The sequence below is a fragment of the Acetobacter aceti genome (assembly GCF_002005445.1).
Lineage (GTDB): Bacteria > Pseudomonadota > Alphaproteobacteria > Acetobacterales > Acetobacteraceae > Acetobacter > Acetobacter aceti_B.
In genome coordinates this window covers 297,570-317,638 of sequence record NZ_CP014692.1, presented here as the reverse complement: position 1 = coordinate 317,638, position 20,069 = coordinate 297,570, and the positions used below count along the sequence as shown (strand labels likewise).

At 57.3% G+C, this 20,069-nt stretch carries 19 protein-coding genes and 1 tRNA gene; 8 read left to right on the top strand and 12 right to left on the bottom strand.

The window, feature by feature from the left end:
- Position 1: 1 nt before the first annotated feature.
- The 9 genes from A0U92_RS01465 to A0U92_RS01425 form a co-directional block, all read right to left on the bottom strand.
- On the bottom strand, positions 2–850 hold the full coding sequence (locus A0U92_RS01465; protein WP_077811682.1) for an energy transducer TonB: 849 nt from the start codon (positions 848–850) through the stop codon (positions 2–4).
- Positions 847–1,332: a TonB system transport protein ExbD gene (gene exbD, locus A0U92_RS01460; protein ID WP_077811681.1), complete on the bottom strand. Its 486-nt coding sequence runs from the start codon at positions 1,330–1,332 to the stop codon at positions 847–849. Before exbD ends, A0U92_RS01465 begins: the two co-directional genes overlap by 4 nt.
- Before the next feature lie 6 nt (positions 1,333–1,338).
- Positions 1,339–2,061, bottom strand: a complete 723-nt coding sequence (exbB, locus tag A0U92_RS01455; RefSeq protein WP_077811680.1) for a tonB-system energizer ExbB — start codon at positions 2,059–2,061, stop codon at positions 1,339–1,341.
- 34 nt (positions 2,062–2,095) lie between these two features.
- Positions 2,096–2,809, bottom strand: a complete 714-nt coding sequence (locus A0U92_RS01450; protein ID WP_077814183.1) for a tetratricopeptide repeat protein — start codon at positions 2,807–2,809, stop codon at positions 2,096–2,098.
- Between the two features lie 13 nt (positions 2,810–2,822).
- Positions 2,823–5,108, bottom strand: a complete 2,286-nt coding sequence (locus A0U92_RS01445) for a TonB-dependent receptor (protein WP_077811679.1) — start codon at positions 5,106–5,108, stop codon at positions 2,823–2,825.
- Positions 5,109–5,478: 370 nt separating this feature from the next.
- Positions 5,479–6,162 (bottom strand): Fe2+-dependent dioxygenase, encoded by a 684-nt coding sequence (locus tag A0U92_RS01440; RefSeq protein WP_077811678.1) that lies wholly within the window; start codon positions 6,160–6,162, stop codon positions 5,479–5,481.
- Positions 6,163–6,467: 305 nt separating this feature from the next.
- Positions 6,468–7,358: a TIGR01459 family HAD-type hydrolase gene (locus tag A0U92_RS01435; protein WP_077811677.1), complete on the bottom strand. Its 891-nt coding sequence runs from the start codon at positions 7,356–7,358 to the stop codon at positions 6,468–6,470.
- Positions 7,355–8,428 carry a quinone-dependent dihydroorotate dehydrogenase gene (locus tag A0U92_RS01430; RefSeq protein WP_077811676.1) on the bottom strand — a complete coding sequence of 358 codons (1,074 nt, stop codon included), beginning with the start codon at positions 8,426–8,428 and terminating at the stop codon, positions 7,355–7,357. The genes A0U92_RS01435 and A0U92_RS01430 overlap by 4 nt, the downstream gene beginning before the upstream one ends.
- 161 nt (positions 8,429–8,589) lie before the next feature.
- Positions 8,590–9,156 carry a TetR/AcrR family transcriptional regulator gene (locus A0U92_RS01425; RefSeq protein WP_077814182.1) on the bottom strand — a complete coding sequence of 189 codons (567 nt, stop codon included), beginning with the start codon at positions 9,154–9,156 and terminating at the stop codon, positions 8,590–8,592.
- Between the two features lie 124 nt (positions 9,157–9,280).
- Here A0U92_RS01425 and A0U92_RS01420 point away from each other — a divergent pair, with 124 nt between their 5' ends.
- The 7 genes from A0U92_RS01420 to A0U92_RS01390 all read left to right on the top strand — a co-directional run bounded on the left by A0U92_RS01420 (position 9,281) and on the right by A0U92_RS01390 (position 16,145).
- Positions 9,281–12,343: a rhamnan synthesis F family protein gene (locus A0U92_RS01420; protein ID WP_077811675.1), complete on the top strand. Its 3,063-nt coding sequence runs from the start codon at positions 9,281–9,283 to the stop codon at positions 12,341–12,343.
- A 49-nt stretch (positions 12,344–12,392) separates the two neighbouring features.
- Positions 12,393–12,469: transfer RNA gene (locus A0U92_RS01415), tRNA-Arg, on the top strand.
- A gap of 403 nt (positions 12,470–12,872) precedes the next feature.
- Positions 12,873–13,349, top strand: coding sequence for a DcrB-related protein (locus A0U92_RS01410; protein ID WP_077811674.1), 477 nt, complete (start codon positions 12,873–12,875; stop codon positions 13,347–13,349).
- Between the two features lie 3 nt (positions 13,350–13,352).
- Positions 13,353–14,672 carry a PAAR domain-containing protein gene (locus tag A0U92_RS01405; RefSeq protein WP_077811673.1) on the top strand — a complete coding sequence of 440 codons (1,320 nt, stop codon included), beginning with the start codon at positions 13,353–13,355 and terminating at the stop codon, positions 14,670–14,672.
- The gene (locus tag A0U92_RS01400) at positions 14,669–15,037 is read left to right on the top strand and encodes a hypothetical protein (protein ID WP_149026348.1); all 369 of its coding nucleotides are present in this window, start codon (positions 14,669–14,671) and stop codon (positions 15,035–15,037) included. Before A0U92_RS01405 ends, A0U92_RS01400 begins: the two co-directional genes overlap by 4 nt.
- A 412-nt stretch (positions 15,038–15,449) precedes the next feature.
- Positions 15,450–15,818 carry a hypothetical protein gene (locus A0U92_RS01395; protein ID WP_077811671.1) on the top strand — a complete coding sequence of 123 codons (369 nt, stop codon included), beginning with the start codon at positions 15,450–15,452 and terminating at the stop codon, positions 15,816–15,818.
- Positions 15,819–15,851: 33 nt separating this feature from the next.
- The gene (locus tag A0U92_RS01390; RefSeq protein ID WP_077811670.1) at positions 15,852–16,145 is read left to right on the top strand and encodes a PAAR domain-containing protein; all 294 of its coding nucleotides are present in this window, start codon (positions 15,852–15,854) and stop codon (positions 16,143–16,145) included.
- Positions 16,146–16,339: 194 nt separating this feature from the next.
- Here A0U92_RS01390 and ilvC read toward each other — a convergent pair whose 3' ends face one another.
- The 3 genes from ilvC to ilvB form a co-directional block, all read right to left on the bottom strand.
- On the bottom strand, positions 16,340–17,359 hold the full coding sequence (ilvC, locus tag A0U92_RS01385) for a ketol-acid reductoisomerase (protein WP_077814181.1): 1,020 nt from the start codon (positions 17,357–17,359) through the stop codon (positions 16,340–16,342).
- A 67-nt stretch (positions 17,360–17,426) separates the two neighbouring features.
- Complete coding sequence (gene ilvN, locus A0U92_RS01380; RefSeq protein WP_187668903.1) at positions 17,427–17,972, bottom strand: acetolactate synthase small subunit; 546 nt, start codon at positions 17,970–17,972, stop codon at positions 17,427–17,429.
- Between the two features lie 157 nt (positions 17,973–18,129).
- Positions 18,130–19,872 carry a biosynthetic-type acetolactate synthase large subunit gene (ilvB, locus tag A0U92_RS01375; RefSeq protein ID WP_408736106.1) on the bottom strand — a complete coding sequence of 581 codons (1,743 nt, stop codon included), beginning with the start codon at positions 19,870–19,872 and terminating at the stop codon, positions 18,130–18,132.
- Between ilvB and A0U92_RS18100 the strand changes: the two genes are divergently transcribed.
- The gene (locus tag A0U92_RS18100; RefSeq protein ID WP_236748218.1) at positions 19,871–20,011 is read left to right on the top strand and encodes a hypothetical protein; all 141 of its coding nucleotides are present in this window, start codon (positions 19,871–19,873) and stop codon (positions 20,009–20,011) included. The two genes, ilvB and A0U92_RS18100, sit on opposite strands and share 2 nt — an antisense overlap.
- The last annotated feature ends 58 nt before the right edge of the window (positions 20,012–20,069 follow it).

Below are 20,069 nucleotides of genomic sequence, written 5' to 3'. Positions count from 1 at the left end.
TTTATTCATGCACATAAAAATCTACCGGAACCGTCAGCGTCAGCGGCTCACCCGGCACGCTGTCAGGAGGAGGAGGCAATGGTTCCGCGCGTCTGACCAATGCCAACGTTTCCTGATCCAGCACTGAATAGCCAGAGCTTTTTATAATCTTCGCTGACAGGATATGTCCTTTCCGGTCCATGGAGAAGGACAGAAGCGGCGCTCCTTCCTGTCGTCTGGACTGCGCTTCGGCAGGGTAACGCTTGTAGCGTTCAAGCTGGGCAAGCACCTGACCCTGCCAGGTCATTTTTTCATGTGACGTTCGCGAAGATGACGCCGCGGAAACCGGCGCAGCCGCAGCCTGCGACAGGGGCGCCACCGAAGAGGGGGGAACTGTATTGTCCAAAGCAGTCGGGAGCTTTACCGGTTGCGGCTTCTGAGGAACAGCCAGAGCCTTGACCTTCTTCTTGATAGGATGAGGTTTTTCCATTTTCGGCAGAGGAACCGGTGGATTGGGTGCAGGAGAAAGAGGCGCAGTCAGTGCGGGCAATGGTTCAGGTTCAGGAACGGGTTGCTCCTGTGTCTGCTGCGGTCCCGACGGAGTGTCTGTCTGTGGCGTCGGAGCAGCTGCGGGAAGAGGCGCCAGGTCAATCGCAATCGCTGCGGGTGGGGGGGCATCCACAGGTATTTCCACGCGCGGCACCATGGTGACTGCCCAGACCACCCCCAGCGATACGCCTGCCACCACCAGAAAGGATACAGCCCAGCGTATGTTTTCACGGCGCCCTTCAAGATGGCGCCTGAGATCTTCCCGCTCTGCAAACGAGAATTCTTCAGAACCATCATCATCTGTGACGAGGAATATGCTCATGGCGTTGCGGCTGAGCTTGCAGCCGGCGTCTGCCTGAAGGCCGGAGCCATATCCGGCTCCGCACCTTCTTCATGACCCTGAAGATTCACAAGCGCAACCTTGAGATATCCTGAAGACCTCAGCTTATCCATGACACCCATCAGCGTTCCATAATCAACGGTCTTGTCTGCTCTCAGGAAAATCCGCTGGTCCTTGTCGCCCTTGGTCGCGGTTGCCAGTGCTGCGCCCAGTCCTTCAGGTGTGATATCGTCCTCACCCAGAGCCAGACCGTGGTCCGCTTTTACAGTCAGAAAGACCGGATTCTCTGGTCTCGGCGCTGGCTTTTCCGTTGATGACGGCAGATCAACCGGAACATTCACCGTGGTCAGTGGCGCGGTCACCATGAAGATCACCAGCAACACCAGCATAACGTCGATAAACGGCGTGACGTTGATTTCACTCGCTTCATGCGGGGTTTCATCAGCATGGCGGATACGGATCATGCTCCCTTACTCCGCAACAGCATTGCGGGCGCTCAGCCGTACCACCTGCCCCGTGGCCAGAAGCGACCGCATGCGCGAAAGATCACGCGACACCAGACGCAGGACGAGAGCCGCCACGTCGGCCACCTGAGCGCGGCATGTCACTGTCCGCCGGGAGAGCGCATTGTAAATCACCACGGCGGGAATGGCCGTAACCAGTCCGATCGCCGTCGCCAACAGAGCTTCGGCAATGCCCGGCGCAACCACGGCAAGACTGGTCGCCTTTGTCGCCGCAATACCGGTGAACGACGTCATGATCCCCCATACGGTGCCGAACAGACCGACAAAGGGCGAGATCGCGCCAATGGTGGCGAGAAGGCCGGTCCCTTTCATTAACCGCCGGGCCTCTTCGGCTTCCAGACGCTCGAGTGCAAGAACGACACGTTCCTTGATGCCGTCAGCATCGTCTTCGATATCGGAAGATGCCTGCTCCTCTTCCCGGGCTGCGCCGATCATGGCAAGAGCCACTCCCGAACAGGCAGCCTCATCACACTGGTCCAGTGTATCAGCCTGTCGCAGGCCGCGTTTTGCAACTGCAAGACGGCGCTGGACATACGTGAATTCGATTGTCTTGGCCAAAGCAACTGTCCAGGTCAGCATACAACCCAGCGCCAGAACCATCATGACGCTCTGCACGACGGGTCCGGCATTGAGAAACATATCCCATGGAGAGAAGGAGAGAGCAGTCATGAAAGACCTCCTGTGAGTAAATGACAGAATATTTTCAAAATATGATATCCGCTGAGGCCATGTGACCTGCCTCTGCACTTTCACTCCCCGAAACAGGCTGCGTCTGACAGGAAGAGGCGCGAATAAGTTTTTCCGATTCCAACAGGACAGGACAAAGATCCGGGTGAAGAGGAATACTTTCCAAAACCGCCTTCACTGCGAGAAAGACGTCACAGAAACCAAGGGACAGCGCTTTTCTGAAAGAAAAAGCGGCTTCCTTTATCTCGTTTTTTACAAGATGAAGACGGCCAGTATTGACGAACCCCCAGCAGTCACCCGCCATCGCAGCGGCATGAAAAAAAGTTTCTGCATCCTCAGGATTCAGTTGTCCCGACAATCCATCCTCATGCAAAAGCCCAAGCATGTTCAGCGACTTGGCAACACCTTTCCGCGCAGCTTCCGCATAAAGCCAATAAGCCATAACAGGGTTTTTCTCACCTCCCTCTCCTGAAAGACAGAGATCGGCAAGATTGAACATCCCCCAGCCATTTCCCTTTTCAGCGGCAATCTGAAAATACATGCCTGCTACAGCAGGGTTACGCCTGACACCCCAACCACGCTCATACGCTCTTCCCAGCATATTCAGCGCATCAGCCGAACCACTGCGAGCAGCCGCTTCGAAGAGGCCGAATGCCCTTTCTTCATCACCATGATTCAGGCAGATCTGCCCCAGCGCCAGAAGCGCTGAGATGGATCTTTCTCTGTCCATGCGGGATTTTTCTTCAGAATGTGAGACCGACATTGCCGATAAAAGTCCTGCCAGCCGCCGGCACCGCTCTTCCCGAAAAAGCTGAGCCATAATTCAGGCGGTTTGTGATGTTGTTGGCGTTGAAAGACACCCGGTAATGTTTCATCTCCCAGGAAACCATTCCATTCAGATTAAACATGTAGGGCACACGATAATTCTGGGTTGTAGTCGGCCCTGCCCAGTAAGCAGAGGCGTACTGGGCGCCGCCAGCAACTTTAAGATGCCCCCAGCCCTGATTCAGCAATGCATCGGACAGGTCATAGGATGTCCACACCGCAAAATTGTTGTGAGACACCATCGGTGCGTCCTTGCCATGATCCGCAACGCTGTGTGTCACCTTTCCATCCATGTAGGAATAAGAACCGTAGACATACCAGTTTTTGGTAACTTTTCCGGTCAATGTCAGTTCGACACCCTGGATACGGCGACCGCTTCCCATGTCAGCCATGCCAGTCACTATGTCACCGTTCATATCGGTATAATAACTGTTTGTTTCATTGATCCGGAAGAAGGACAGGGTTGTGCCCAGTCGCTTGTTGAAGAAGTCGGCTTTTGTGCCAAACTCGAAGAGATCGCTTTTTTGTGGTTTGAAATCCTTACTGTCACTCGCAACATCGTTCGAGTTCACATTATTGGTGACAGTGCCAGCAACATCAGTACCGATCGGCTTGTAAGATCGGGAAAACGTAAAGTAGAACGAGAGTGTTTCAAGTGGCGTTACAATGATACTACCGGAAGGGCTCCAGCGGTCAGCTCTCTGACTTTGGGTCCCTGTATCCATCGAGGCCGAATTGAATGTCGTGACGAACGAATCCCACCGTCCCGTGCCGAACAGGGTGACGTATTTGCCTACCCTGATCCGGTCTGAGAAGAAAAGTCCAAGATCACGCGAGGTCGAAACCCTCTGTCCGGATGCAGGAAAGGAGAGACTTGTATTGGGATAATTATACTGCGGATTAAACAGACTTTGATTGTTCAGGCGATTTGCCCATGAACCATAATGACGGTTGTCATACGCATATTCTATATCAACACCCGCCTTGATTTCCTGAGAAACAATCCCTGTTTTCACGTGGGCCGTTCCCATCATGACGTCCTGTGCGGCCCAGCCGTCCTGACGATATCCGACGCCGCCGCCGGCACCATAAGGAAGTATTGTGTCCCGTCCGGCGAAAAACGATGTAGCGCACCCACTGGCGATTGTACAATTTCCTGGAGTTGTCGCTGCATATTCGCGCTGATATTTTGTAAGACGCGTATCGTTTGTAAATGTAAACCAGCGTGTGATTTCAGATTTGATGAGCGACGTCAGTACGTGAACATCATTCTTGTCACGGTCAAAACTTCTTGCATAGCTTGTGTCCCGTGCGAGACCATGGCTTGTAATCGGACGATAGAACCCTGCCGATGTCTCAACGAAGGGAACACCATAATCCGGCGTGCTATCGGAGTTGAACCATTGCCAGTTCAGATGCCACGACGTCTTGCTGCGCAGACCCACGCCAAGATCGACGGCTGTTCCATAACGATTGGACGTTGTGTTTTTCCGGTCCACCACGCCTTGTCGATTGTACATTCCGTTGATTCGTAGTGCGATATCGTCGGTAATCTGATAATTGACATCACCGGCGCCACGATACATCGATGCGCTTCCGAAAGTCTGGTCGTAGTTATAATCAGTTCCCGTATGCGCATGTTTCAGAGACTGATTGATGACGCCTCCAACATTGCCCGCGCCAAAATATTCCCCCGATGGTCCCTTGATGACCTGAACATCTTCAGTATTGAAAATATCGCGGGTATAGGTGCCAAAATCACGCAGACCGTCCGTATACATATCCTGTCTGGCCTGAAGGCCACGGATACGGAACTGGTCACCATTCATTCCGCCATTACCTTCTCCTGTGGAGAGCGTAATACCGGGCACATTGGCAAGAGCCTGATCAAGTGTAAAAGCACGCTGTTCCTTGATGATCTCATGAGGAACAACATTGATGGTCTGCGGCGTGTCACGGACAGAAGTCGGCAGACGGGCAATCCCCAGCGAAGAACTGTTCGTGTTGCCTGCCGCCACGCCTTCGTCCTGCTGACCTTTGATCTTGAGGGTCGGCAGGACAATGGAGGGTTCGGCCTCTGTGGTTTCTGTCGTCCGGGCGGTCTGCGCCTCTGCTTCTCCCACACCAAACCCGGCGGACATACCGACCGCAACAGCCAGACCGACCTTGGGTGTGCGCCCGGCCACCCGCGCAGACTGATTCATTTCCGTGCTCCTGACGCTGGCCGCAACCGGCTCGCGTCTTCAGTAAATGTTACCTGATATTGCGAGTTCAGTTATCTGCAATCGATAATGATTCGCAATATCTAAAACAATCTTTTTCATGTCGGAACACGGTCTCTCTATTGCAAAGAATGTCCACAAGGCATCCTAATTATTCTACACTCTATAAGACTCTGTTTTTAATTATATTTAATAAAACCTCTAAAGGTTCAGCGTAACAGAACATGCCATGATCTATTTGCCCTTTGTGACAAAAATGCCTCACATTCCAACCTCTCCAAAGAGCAGTAAGGCGCTCGTTACATATCCTGAAATCTTTTGATACCAGAGCAAGCAAACCGCTTTCACCTCATCATAGTTCCGCCCATTCCCGGACGAGATTATGATAGGTCGCGGTCAGTCCAAGAACAGCAGGATGATCGTCTGAGAGATCGCTCCGCACCGCAATGATGGATTGATCAAAATTATAAAGAAGCGTTCTTTTTCCATCATCTTTCACCATAGACTGCGTCCAGAAAAATGAGGCCCAACGGCTTCCGTGCGTGATGGGAGCCACAGAATGCAAGCTGGTAGCCGGATACAGAACCATGTCGCCAGCTGGAAATTTTACCTTATGGCTGCCGTATGTGTCTTCGATCACCAGCTCACCGCCCTCATACTCCTCCGGATCACTGAGAAACAGGGTGGAGGAAACATCCGTCCGGATCCGAAAACCTGTTTCAGGCAAAGGGCGAATGGCATTATCCACATGCGCGTGAAACCGCATGCCTTCATCATAACGATTGAACAGCGGTGGAAAGACACGCAACGGCAAGGCGGCAGTCGTAAAGAGCGCACTCCGGCCCAGCGCCCTGAGAATGATGTCCCCCAACTCAAGGGCCACTTCGGAATCCTGTGGGATCTGCAGATTATATTTTGCTTTTGCCGATTGCTCACCCGCCGTCACCTTGCCGTCAACCCATTCCGACTGCTCAAGAGACTTGCGACAATGAACAAGTTCTTCCTGGGTCAGAACCTTGGGAATATGCACCAGCACCAGAACGATCCTTACGATAAAGAGATGGCATTCGACCTCTGCTATACATGAAAATAATATTCATTCGCAATTTTATTCATTTCCGCCACCCTGAAGGCATCTTTTCCACTGCTTCGGAACGCCCCCGCTCCTTCTGACGCGTAGTGTCCTGTTCATAAAAAAGGCACGGCATAAAAGCTGCCGCGCCTCTGCAAGAGATCATGTCGGAAAATCAGGCAGGCACTACAAAAACGTTGATCCTGAAGAGACGCTTTTGAATTTCCGCGAAAAAAAATTTGAGACCAGAGAACGATTACTCCGGAATTCTACAGAACAAATGCAGGCACGCTCGCTACGGGAGCCAGCCCGGCCGCATCTGCCTCCGCCTGCGCCAAAGCCGGATCATCGGCCAGCCCTTCACCATGAATGCCCGCCAGCACCCACAGCGCATCGACACCAACACTCGCGGCGCCCCGAATATCGGTGGCCAACGCATCACCTACCGCCAGAACCCGGTTTTTCGGTATGTCACCAAGCAATTCGAACACCGGTTCGTAAACAGGCGAAAAGGGTTTGCCGATCCAGTGGACAACGCCACCTTTCTGCTCATACGCCTTCGCCAGCAGTCCCGCGCAGATCAGGCGAACGCCATCGCGCATCACCTCCATATCCGGATTGGCGCAGATCATCGGCAGGTCACGCACGGCGCAGGCCGAGAGAATTTCCAGATATGGCTCCAGTTCCGTCTGTCCCCGGCGCTCGTCTGGCCCTGTGTTCAGCACGAACGTCGCATCCGCGGGATTGGAGACAAGCTCCACACCCAGCCCATCGAACATCGACAGGTCATGCTGGCCGCCAACATGGAACACACGCTTGCCAAGAGTTTCCACCCAGGGCCATGCACGCGCCACCGATGGATCGGTGCACCCGGCGAGAACCCGCCAGGTCACCTCCCCACTGGTGATGATCCCGTCATACACCGTGTCATCCACACCCATTGTCGACAGCTGGCCACGGATAATGGCGGCCGGACGCGGCGCGTTGGACAGCAGAACAATGCGCTTGCCCTGCTCCTTCAGAGCGCGAAGGCAGTCGATCACGCCCGGGAACGGCCGAACCCCGTTATGCACGGTCCCCCAGAGATCGACGATAAAGCCATCGTAGCGATCCAGCAGCGGCGTAATACCCTGAAGCGCCTCAATCTTTCCCTGATTCACAGGTCAGCTCCCTTCAGGTCACCAATCGATTCAACGCCCTGTTCACGCAGGATGGTCAGCACCTCGCGCTTGAGGCGTCCGACCAGAGCCGGTCCTTCATAGGCAAAGGCGGAGTAGACCTGCACCAGATCCGCACCGGCGCGGATACGATCCACCACGTCGGCGCCAGTTTCGATCCCGCCGCAGCCGATCAACGCCAGACGTCCGTCCACAAGGCGCGCCACCTCCTTCAGCATGGTCAGCGCGCGTTCCCGCAGCGGACGACCGGACAGGCCGCCCGCCTCACCGGCGAAACGACTGCGCAGGGTCGCCGGGCGGGCCAGCGTCGTGTTGCTGATGATCAGACCATCCGCGCCACCCGCAACGGCAGCTTCCACAATCGGTGCGATTTCCTCATCCGCCAGATCAGGCGCCAGCTTGACCAGCAAAGGGGGGCGCTCTTTATGCACAGCCGAAATCGCGGCAAGCAGTCCCGCCAGACGCTCCGCCCCCTGAAGCGAGCGCAACCCCGGTGTGTTGGGCGACGACAGATTCAGCACGACATAATCGGCGTACTGCTTCACGCGCCAGATCAGGTCCGGGTAATCCTTCTCCGGGTCAGCGCCGACCTTGTTGATGCCGAGATTGGCGCCCACCGGCACGCCGGGATGATAGCCTTTGCCACGCTGAAGCTTTGCCAGACGCACGGCAAACCGGTCGATACCCTCATTATTGAAGCCCATGCGATTGATCACCGCGCGGTCTTCATCCAGCCGGAACAGGCGCGGTTTCGGGTTACCAGCCTGCGGACGGGGCGTCACCGTGCCGGCCTCCACAAACCCGAACCCTATCCGCGCCAGCGGACGGATGACCCGGCCATTCTTGTCGAAGCCCGCCGCCATGCCGATGGGATTGGAAAAGCGCATGCCCAGCGTGCGCACGGCCAGTGCCGGGTCATCTTTCTGGCGTTTGGCCGGAACGCCGACACCAAGAGACAGGGCGTCAATGGCAAGCGTGTGGGCCTGCTCGGGATCGAGCTTCCTGACAAGCGGAAGCATGGGGGAAATCAGGATATCGGTCAGGTCTTTCATGGCGCGGATGCTGCCTGAACAGCGTCGTTCTGAAAAGGGTGAAGCTATGTCGCGTCACTCCTTTCCCATGGAGACGCCTGCAGACCGACAGGCTGTTTCCACATCAATTCCTGATCTCTTATCAGCCTCTCTGACTGACCACTCTCCTGAAAAATCACAACTCAGTGCCGAAATATAGCGACAATCTGGGCTGTTATTTCCAGGCGGCTGAGCCTGCCCTCCCGATACCAGCTTTCCGCCGTGTTCAGGATCTTGAGCAGGAGGATACGATACACACTCCGGTCAATCCCGTCCGGCAGCGGCAGGTCATCGACAATGCGCCGGAAGATCATTTCATAGTCGTCGCGCTTCCGCACAAGCGCCTCGCGCACGTCATCCGGCACGGCATGCAGGTTGTTCATGATCGGGAGCGTCAGGTGGTCCGGACTGAGCTGGAGGTCGAGCATTTCCGCGCAGGCGACTTCCAGCCGTTTCCAGGGATCGGAAAACGGTTCCATCGCCTTCAGGACACGATGAGCCGCCGCATCAATCGCCTTGTCGTGAATTTCAACGAACAGGGCTTCCTTGGAGGTGATGTGGTAATAGAGAGACCCCGGCAGCATCCCCACGCGATCCGCGATATCGCGGATGGAAGTGCCCCTGTAACCGCGCTCGGCAAAAAGCTGCGCCGCCATTTCGAGAATGTCGCCACGCCGGTCAGGAGACTGGGTTTCGGGCTTCCTGTTCACTGTGATCAATCCGTTTTCCGTCACACCGCAGTCTTTGACGGAACCGATAGTAGGTCAGTCTTTCAGAGACAGGCAACAGGCAGCGCATGTTGCCCGTTCCTGCCCGTCATGAGACAAGTCAGTCATGACCAGCACCGTCCCGGATGACAGGATCAGCACCCTCCACAGCCTCATCTCCCGATCCGGCCTGTTCGATGCGGCATGGTACGCCAGCCGCCTGCCTCCCTGCGAACGGGATACCGATGATCTCATCCGGCATTTTCTGACCGAAGGCACACGACGCCAGCTCGATCCCGGACCGCTCTTCAGCACTTCATGCTATCTGAAGCATTGCTGGCACCTCCGGCCCGGCACGGATAACGCGCTGGAGCATTACCTTACAGATGGCATCGAAGAAGGACGGAGCGTTGAAGGCGCGCACGACCGCCTGCTGCACAATGATCAACAGGATACCGTCCCCACACGCCTGAGCGCCTTTCCGTCTCCCTGCCCCCGCATTGCCGTCGCTGTCCACGTTTTCTACCCTGACGTGCTGGAACACAGCATCCTGCCTCGCCTGAAATATTTCGGTTGCCCGTACTCCCTGCTGATCACCACCGACAGCGAGGAGAAATCCGACCATATCGGGACGCTGATTGCGGACCATCTGCCGGATGTCCAATGCTTCATCCGCGTCGCCCCGAACCGGGGACGCAATTTCGGTCCTCTCCTGTCCTGCTGGCGGAATGCGCTCCTCGAACACGACCTGTTCCTGCATCTCCATACCAAAAAGTCGCTCTATACCGGCACCGAACAGAAGGAGTGGCGGGATACGCTGCTGGACACGCTCCTCCCCACGCAACAGGGCGTGGCAGGCATCCTGCGACGCTTTATGGAGGATGAGGCGCTTGGCGTGCTCCAGCCTGCACCCGGCCCTGCCGTGCCGTGGTGGGCGTGGACCTGGCTGACCAGCAAGGCCGCCGCACGACCTCTTCTGAAACGACTGAACATCACGCCCCCAGACGGCTATTTCGATTATCCGGCGGGCGGCATGTTCTGGGCCCGGTCGGGCGCTCTGGCTCCCCTTCTGGAGCTTCCATGGTCATCGGAGGATTTTCCGGAAGAAAGCGGACAAACGGACGGCACGACAGCCCACGCCATCGAACGCTGCATCGGCCTCGTCGCCCGTTCCACAGGGCATCGTCTTGATGAATATGACCGCAGCGCCGGTCTTGTCCGCGTCGGCTACGGGCGTCGCAACCTTGATCTGTATGAGCGACTGACTCCGAAGGATCTCGGTGCCGCCATCCACGCAGCAACGACGGTGTCCTTCGATCTGTTCGATACCCTGCTCACACGGATCGCCCTTACGCCCGACACGATCCATCACGCCGTCGCGGACCGTCTTGTCCGCACATTTCCCGAGCTTGCCCCATCCGGAGAGGAGTTTCTGTCTCTCCGCAAACAGGCCGAACACGCAGCCCGTGAAGCCCTGTTCGGCACGGACGATGTCACGCTGAATGACATCTATACGGCGCTCGCCACCCTGACAGGCTGGCCCGATGAAGCACTGACGCTGGCCCGCTCCGAAGAAGTGAGGATCGACCAGAACGTATTGCGCCCTCGCCCGGTGGTCGTAGAGGCGCTCAGACTGGCGCGGGCTGAAGGCAAAAGGACGCTGATTGTCAGCGACACCTATCTGACGCGCGCCGAACTCGATCCCGTTCTGGAGCGGACCGGCATCCTGCCTCTGATCGACGGGATCTATCTGTCGTCGGAATGCCTTGCCCGCAAGGATCGCGGCGATATGTGGGACCTTCTCCGCGCCACGGAACAGACCGACACGCTTCTGCATGTCGGCGACAACGAGCAGGCCGATATCCAGCGCACGGCGGACCTGCGGATACGCCATCACCATGTGCTGTCCGGCCTCAACATGCTGCGTCTGTCACCGCTGGCGCCGCATGTATTCGACTGTCTCGCCAGCCCGCCGGACACAGCGCGCCGCCACGCGGAACAACGACGGCTGGCAGGCGATATTCTGCTTGGGCCACTGGTCTCCGAGCTCTTTGCCTCGCCTTTCCTCGAACCGGGCACACCCGGCAGTCACGCGGCCAGCCTGACCACTCCCATCACGCTGACCTCGCCCGAAACCGTAGGGCGCGTGCTGCTTGGGCCGCTTCTGGCAACCTTCCTCGCGCGTCTGGCGCTGCATCCCGCTCTTGCCGGGCTTGAGCACCTGCATTTCCTGTCGCGTGAAGGACATTTTCTGTGCCGCCTTTACACGCTTCTCCGCACGCGCTGGTTGCCGCATCTGCCGGAAGGCACCGTGTTCCCGATCTCGCGCCGTGTTGCGATCTCCGCTTCCCAGGCGGCACGCTTCGATCCGGAAAGCCTGTTCCATGCCGGTGACGGCTATCGTGGCAGCATGGCCGATCTGCTCGCAGCACGGCTTGGCGTGATCGTCCCTGCGACCGATCCTCTGCACGACATGATCGTGGCGCTCCCTGAAGACCGGGCCACCACACGCAACCTGACGCTGCTGTTGCGCGAGACCATCCTCCAGCAGGCGCGCACCACCCGGGACGAGTTGCAGGCGTGGGCGGCGTCAAAGGGGATTCAGGTGGGCACAGAGATCAGGCGCGGCGTGGTTGACATCGGCTATGGCGGCACTATCCAGCGCCACCTCCAGACCGCGCTGGATGTGTCATTCACAGGCTTCTACATGGCCGCCGAACCGGGTACGAGGCGTGCGGAGAAAACCGGCGGTCTCGCTTTCGGCCTGCTGGCCAGTGGTGAGCGCGCGGTTGCGTTCCGGCATGAAGCGTCGATTTTCCTTGAGGCCATTCTCACCGCGCCGCATGGGCAGGTCACCGGCTACGACACCTCTGTCATACCCCTTCGCCCGCGCTTTGCTCCCGGCGGACTCAGTCAGCAGAATTTTCCGATGCTGGAGCGCATCATCGACGGCGCAGAAGCCTATCTGACTGATCTGCTCGACAGCTACGGGCCTTCGGTGCTTCAGGCCCTCCAGCACGGGGAGGCCGCCGCACTGGCGCCACTCTCCGCGCTCCAAAGCGGTGCAATCAGGCTGTCACCCGAAATATCCGGCGCTCTTTTCACCGAAGATGTCTTCTGCGGGCGTGGAGAGATTCCCGCGATAAACGAGGATTTTCCGGGGAATGCGGAAAAAATTTCAGAAAAATGAATTAGGGGATTGCGCGCTGTCCGCTTCCTTTCTATAAGGCCGCCACGACGCACCCGTAGCTCAATTGGATAGAGCACCAGACTACGAATCTGGGGGTTAGAGGTTCGAGTCCTTTCGGGTGCGCCAGTTATTTTCCTGAAAATGTGGTTTGTAAATCTGCAATGCTTTTGGCGTTGAGGGTTTGTGCATCTTGCTTTGACGGGACGCTTTTAAAGCTTTTTGTAAAAGGCTTCACCAAAAACTTTTCTGTATTCAAAGTAGATGTAACCTCGTGTCTGCTTCGGGGGCAGCGGAAGGTCGGGTCTGTATCTGTCACTCGGCGAACCGGACGGACATGTCTCTCAGTCAACGCTATCTATCCGGGGCTATGGAAACCGTTGGTGCAGGATGAACAGACAATACCCAAATAGGGTACTGGCTGTCCTTGACTTCTCAGGTCATGAGCAGCAGACAAAAAAGTAGTTAATATCTGTCGTCATGGCCAGTCTTCCGGGCGCCATGCGCGTTTCCGGACTCTGGCAGCATCAGAATGACATCGGTAGCAAACGACGACTCCTCTTCGACCTTCCTGTTTAACGAAGGCTCCCTGCCCGCCGATGTTCCCGGAACATGGGAGGACCAGACGCTCAATGTCCTGCGGATCAGAGGGGATGAGGAGAAAGCGGCGAGCCTGGTGATTTCAAGGGATATCCTTCCGGTCGGCGTCAGCATCCCGGACTATCTGGAAAGCGAACTGACGCGTCTGAAAGACAATCTTCCGGATTTCGAGCTGAAAGCCCGCCTGCCGGTGGACTGGGCAGACGGTTCCGGCGAGGCGCTTCTGACCCGCTGGACGTCCGAGGAAGGCAGCATGGACCAGATCACCACCTGCCGTTCCGCTGGAGACCGGCGCATTCTGATTTTCACAGCCACTCACGCCACGCCGATGCCGAGCGGAACCTACCGAACGCTGATGAGCATCATCAGTGGTTTCCGCCCCCGTTCCCCTGCCCGGACCACGAACTGATCCATGCCCGCCGCCGCCCGTCTCGGTGATCCGATCGGTCACAGCAAGGCGATGACCGGTTTCCTCGCGGGCGCGGCTGTCGGCTTTGCGGCGACTGTCGGCGTCGCGGTCGTTGCGGGAGCCGTTGCCTCGGCAGTGGCCGCCGAAGTCGTTTCCGGCGGTCTGGCGACGCCTCTTGTGGCGGGCGTTCTGGTGACGGCCGGGGAGCTTGCGGTCAACGTGGTCGCGGGCGGATATCTTGCGTCGAAAGCAGAGGAGATCGGCGAACGCGCGGGTTCCGGCATGACATCGGCGACCGGGACGATTGTCGAGGGGTCGTCGAACGTTTCCATCAACGGCAAACCCGCGGCTTTTGTGACGCGGAAAGTCGTGTGCTCGAAAACGGGGCATCAGCCCGGCGACATGATCGCCGAAGGCGCGTCGACGGTGTTCATCAACGGGAAGCCTGCCGCGCGCGTGGGCGACAGGATCGTCTGCGGCGGGGTGGTGATTTCGGGTTCGTCGAATGTTTTTATCGGCTCTCCGAAGAAGCAGGTTCTGAAGGTGAATCCGGAGGTTCCTGATCGGGTGCGGACCGCTGTTTTCATCGCCTCCCTGCTTCCGGCGGGAGGCGGGCTGCTGCGGGCGGTGCGGCCAGCGCTGCAGGCTGTCGCGGAAAAGGGACTGACGGGGAGCCTGAAGGCCGGAGGCAAGGTGCTCGGCGAGGCGATGGAGCGGAGAAGCCTCGGGCCGAAGGGAGAGAATTTCTACAAAACGAAGTATCTGAAAGAGAAATATGCTGAAGACTTAAAGGAAACCCGGACATTCAAGACAAACGGGGTTAGTGAAAAAGATGCTGTGGATTACTTGGGTACAGATGAGGGAAAAGCATATATAAAAAAATTACAAGAGGCCGACCCAACGTCAAAATTCAATAGGATTGAACGAAGAGCTATTGATCAGATTCGATCCGGATCATCCTTACCGTCATCCAGTCAGACGTCGTCTTCTATGATAAAGATAGTTCCTGAAGGGAACAGCGTTTCTCCACATTCTCCATTTTTCATGACGGAAGAAGGACTGCAGGAGGCTCAGGCATCAGGAAAAACCCTGTCCAATCACTTTGGCTTGCCTGTGATCAGCGAGTCCGATGTCTATGACATATACAGAACGACACCGAACGGTGAAGTAACTGTCTATACCAGCCGGGTCGCTCCCACGTCAGAACTTGGAGGACTGGTGACTCGGGATGGAGGAGCCGGGCAGACGCTGATTCTGAACCGGGGTGAGTGGAGCGAGCCCGTCAAGATAGGCAGGATAACCAACAAGGGAGTGATGGAGTGATGGATCAGGCGCTTATCAGAAAAACGGCTGAAGAACTTGAATTCGTTCTGAATAAATATTGTGATGTAAATGAATATGCCGGGTATCTGAAAAACAGTATGATGCCGTTTGTTGATGATGCAAAAGCAGGGAAGATAACAAAACCTGTTGAATGGGGAGATGTTCCTGGAGGAATCCTGTTTGATGAGAGAGGGCTCAGTCAGTTTGATGATCTTGAAGATGCGTATGCGAATTTTAAACACGAAATCACTGGAGGAATGACAGAAGATCGAAAAAAACTTTTCGCTATATTTGAAGAGAACAGAAAAGAAATAGAAGAGGAGAAAAGGAAGAAAGCTCTCGAAGAGGGAAATAAACCCGGCTGATCTCCTGATCACGTCTGGACGCTATGTGGTCTGGCAACGCCCTCTTGTGACGAAAGTTATCCTCAGGTCAGGCCTCATCCTATCTGGTAAAAATAGTTCCTGCGGGAAGTGGCGTTTCTCCATATTCTCCATATTTCACGACGGAGGAGGGACTTCAGGAAGCTCGGGCGTCGGGGAAAACCACGTCCGATTATTGCGGTCTGCCTGTGATCAGCGAGTCCGATGTCTATGACATATACAGAGCGACGCCGAACGGCAAAGTAACTGTTTTTACCAGCCGAGTTGCTCCCACGTCAGAACTTGGGGGACTGGTGACGCGGGACGGAGGAGCCGGGCAGACACTGATTCTGAACCGGAGCGAGTGGAGCGAGCCTGTCAAGATAGGTAAAATAACCAATAAGAGAGTGATGGAATGATGGATCAGGCGCTTATCAGAAAGACCGCTGAAGAACTTGAATTCGTTCTGAATAAATATTGTGATGTAAATGAATATGTCGGATATCTGAAAAATAGTATGATACCACTCATTAGAGATGCAAAAAATGAAAAAATAACAGAGCCTGTTAAATGTAATACATCTACTTATCGCATTCTGTTTGAAGAGCATGGACTTAGAGGCCTTAGAGATCTTGAAAGAGCTTATGCACATTTTAGGTTGCAAATAACTGGTGGCATGACAGATCAGAGGAGAAGACTGTTAGAGATATTTGAAAAAAACAAAAAAGAAATAGAGGAACAGAAAAGGAAGAAAGCTCTCGAAGAGGGAAATAAACCCGACTGATCTCTTGATCACGTCTGGACGCCGGGCGTTCTGGTGACGGCCGATGAGCTTGCGGTCAATGCGGTCGCGGGCGGATATTTTGGGTCGAAAGCAGAGGAGATCGGCGAGCGCGCGGGTTCCGGCATGATGTCGGCGACCGGAACCATTGTCGAGGGGTCGGCGAACGTTTCCATCAACGGCAAACGCGCGGCTTTTGTGACGCGGAAAGTCGTGTGCTCGAAGACGGGGCATCAGCCCGGCGACATGATCGCCGAGCCGGTCAAGAGAGACAGGATATACATGCCTGTATTTGCCCAGATGTATACCGCTTATGGAGAACTCCAATAGTTCTTCTGACGTCAATAAGCAGACAGCCCCCCCACAAAAAAACCGGGATCAAAGGGACCGCGTCCCTTTGTAGGGTCCGGGGCAAAGCCCCGCGCATGCCCCAACAAAAAAGACCCTCCACCGGGAACACCAGCGGAAAGCCTCTCTCACACAATCCCCGGCGCAGTCACCCACGCCGGAGGTTCATGCGGTGATCAGTTCTTCGTCTTGTCGACCAGCTTGGACTTCGCGATCCACGGCATCATGGCGCGCAGCTTCTCGCCGGTGGCCTCGATCGGGTGGGCGTCGTTGCGGGCGCGGATGGCCTTGAAGCCGACGTTGCCCGACTGGTTCTCAAGGATGAAGTTGCGCACGAACGTGCCGTCCTGAATGTCGGTCAGAACGCGCTTCATCTCCGCCTTCGTCTCAGGTGTGACGATGCGCGGGCCGGTGACGTATTCGCCGTATTCAGCCGTGTTGGAGATGGAGTAGTTCATGTTCGCGATGCCGCCCTCATAGATGAGGTCAACGATCAGCTTCATCTCGTGAAGGCACTCGAAGTAAGCCATCTCGGGAGCGTAACCGCCCTCGACCAGCGTCTCGAAGCCGGCGCGGATCAGCTCGACAAGGCCACCGCAGAGAACAGCCTGCTCACCGAACAGATCGGTCTCGACTTCTTCCTTGAAGGTCGTCTCGATGATGCCTGCACGGCCACCGCCGTTGGCGGAAGCGTAGGAGAGAGCAATCTCCAGAGCGTTGCCGGAAGCGTTCTGCGCCACGGCGACGAGGGACGGAACGCCGCCGCCACGCTGATATTCGGAACGAACCGTGTGGCCGGGGCCCTTCGGTGCGATCAGGAACACGTCGAGGTCAGGACGGGCTTCGATCAGACGGAAATGGATGGACAGACCGTGAGCGAACGCAAGAGCAGCGCCCTGCTTCAGGTTCTTCTCAAGGGACTCCTTGTAGAGCGCGCCCTGACCTTCGTCCGGTGTCAGAACCATGACGACATCGGCCCACTTGGCGGCTTCCTCAGGCGTCATCACCTTGAAGCCGGCGCCTTCCGCCTTGGCGACGGCGGAGGACGTCGGACGCAGGCCGATGGCGATTTCCTTGACGCCGCTGTCTTTCAGGTTGTTGGCGTGGGCGTGGCCCTGGCTGCCGTAACCGATGATCGCGACCTTCTTGTTCTTGATCAGGTTAACGTCGGCATCGCGATCGTAATAGACGCGCATGGACATGGATTATGCCTTTCAGTGCAGAATACGGGGCGAAACCGGAAGTCCACCCCGAAAAGGAAACTCAGAGCGTCCGGCAGCCGCGGGTGAGCGCGGCGACGCCGGTACGGGAAACTTCAGCGAGCCCGATTGGCCGCATCAGTTCGATGAAACTGTCCAGCTTGTCGCTTGCCCCCGTCAGCTCGAACACAAAGGAGCTTGCGGTCGTGTCCACGGCGCGGGCGCGGAAGGCTTCCGCAATGCGGAGCGCCTCTGTGCGGGCCTCGCCAGTGGAGACGACTTTTACAAGCACCATCTCGCGGGCGATATGTGGACCAAGCGTTGTCAGGTTGGCAACTCGGCAGACCGGAACCTGCCGGTCGAGCTGGGCGCGGATCTGTTCGATGATCTCGGGCGTGCCTGAGGTTACGATGTTGATGCGCGAACGGGTGCCACCACCTTCGACGGGAGCCACGGTCAGGCTCTCGATGTTGTAGCCGCGTCCCGAGAACAGGCCGACGACGCGGGCGAGAACGCCGCTTTCATTGTCCACCAGCACGGAGATGACGGCGCGGGTGATGATGTCACCACCGGCTGAAAGGCCGTCGGGAGAGAAGGCGGCTGTCGGCATCGACAGGTCAGAAAAATGCTTCATCGAGTGAATCCGGAGTCCGATCCGTTACGACGTCCGGGCGGCTGTAACCGCGCCGGGCGCAAAAGGGAAGAGCGGGGAACAATGCGAGGCGCTTCCTTCAATCAGGCAGCGCCTCACGCGGGAATGAAAATCTCTAGACGAGCATCTTTCCCTCGTCGGTGATTTCGGCACCCTGCTGTTCCTGCTCCGGCCCGAGGATCATCTCGTTATGAGCTGCACCCGACGGGATCATCGGGAAGCAGTTCTCGCCCTCCGCCACGCAGATGTCGATCACCGCCGCGCCATCATATTCCAGAGCAGCGCGGATGGTGTCGTCGAGTTCACTCATCTTCGTGGCGCGGAAGCCCTTGGCGTGGAAGCTTTCGGCCAGCTTCACAAAGTCAGGCAGCGCGTCGCTGTAGCTCTCCGAGTAACGCGAGCCGTGCAGCAGTTCCTGCCACTGGCGGACCATGCCCATATAGTGGTTGTTGATCAGGAAGATCTTCACCGGCAGACGATACTGCGCGATGGTTCCCAGTTCCTGAATGTTCATCAGCGCCGAGGCTTCGCCGGACACGTCGATCACCAGCGCGTCGGGATGCGCGACCTGCGCGCCGACGGCGGCGGGCAGGCCGTAGCCCATCGTGCCGAGGCCGCCGGAGGTCAGCCAGTGGTTCGGGCTTTCAAACTTGAAGAACTGGGCCGCCCACATCTGGTGCTGGCCGACCTCTGTGGACACGAAGGTCTCACGACCTGTCTCGACAGCCAGTTCATAGATGCGCTTGATGGCCTGCTGCGGCTTGATGACCGCGTCGGCGGACTTGTCCTGCGTGAAGCGCAGGCAGTCGAGCGCCTTCCATGCCTTGATGCGAGACCACCATGTTTCCAGCGCCCTGACGTCGGGTTTGGCGGTCTGCGCGTCCCATTCCTCGATCATCATGGCGATGACGCGGCCAGCGTCACCGACGATCGGCACATCCACGCGGATGATCTTGTTGATCTGCGAAGGATCGATGTCGGCGTGGATCTTGAAGGAGTGCGGCGAGAACGCATCGACACGTCCGGTCACACGGTCATCGAAGCGCGACCCCAGAGCGATCAGCACGTCACAGTCATGCGTCGCCAGATTGGCCTCGTAGGTGCCGTGCATACCGAGCATGCCGAGGAACTGCCTGTCGCTGCCCGGAAACGCGCCGAGACCCATCAGGGTGGACGTGCACGGAAAGCCGGTCGTGTGGATGAAGCGCGTGAGGTCGGCGCAGGCCTCCTTGCCTGCATTGATCACGCCACCACCGACATAGAACAGCGGACGCTTGGCCGACTTCATGGCAGCGACGGCGCGAGCGACGGCCTTGCGATCCGGCTCGATACGCGGCTGGTAGGAGGCGCGGGGCGTGCGGCTCGGCGCGGCATAAGGCGCGGGGCCGACGGTGATGTTCTTCGGCAGATCGACCACCACCGGACCGGGACGGCCGGAGCGGGCGATCTCGAAAGCCTCGTTGACCACAGGAGCCAGTTCTTCCGGGCGCTTGACCAGATAGTTGTATTTCGTGGCGGGGCGCGTGATGCCGGTGGTGTCGGCTTCCTGAAACGCGTCATTGCCGATCAGCGCCACAGGCACCTGCCCGGTCAGGCAGACGACGGGCACGGAATCCATCAGCGCGTCCAGCAGACCGGTCACGGCATTGGTCGCGCCGGGGCCGCTGGTCACCAGCACCACGCCCACGCGGCCGGTCGAGCGGGCGTAGGCTTCAGCGGCATGCACGGCGGCCTGTTCATGGCGCACGAGAATGTGGCGGATGCGGTCCTGCTGGAACAGCGCATCGTAAATCGGAAGGACCGCGCCTCCCGGATAGCCGAAGACGACCTCGACGCCCTGATCCACAAGAACCTTCATGAGCACCTCGGCGCCGGTCAGCGTGGTGCTGGCGTCGGGCTGGGTCGCAATCGTCTGTGTGGTGGCGTTCATCGTCGTCTCCCGCAAGGTGGGCTTCCGTCTCTGTGGAGCCTGTTTTCACCCGGGTTTGCTGTGTTGAACCGACCGCATTTCGCGCATCGGCAGGGCTGGACCTCCGGCGTCAATGCCGGACGGTG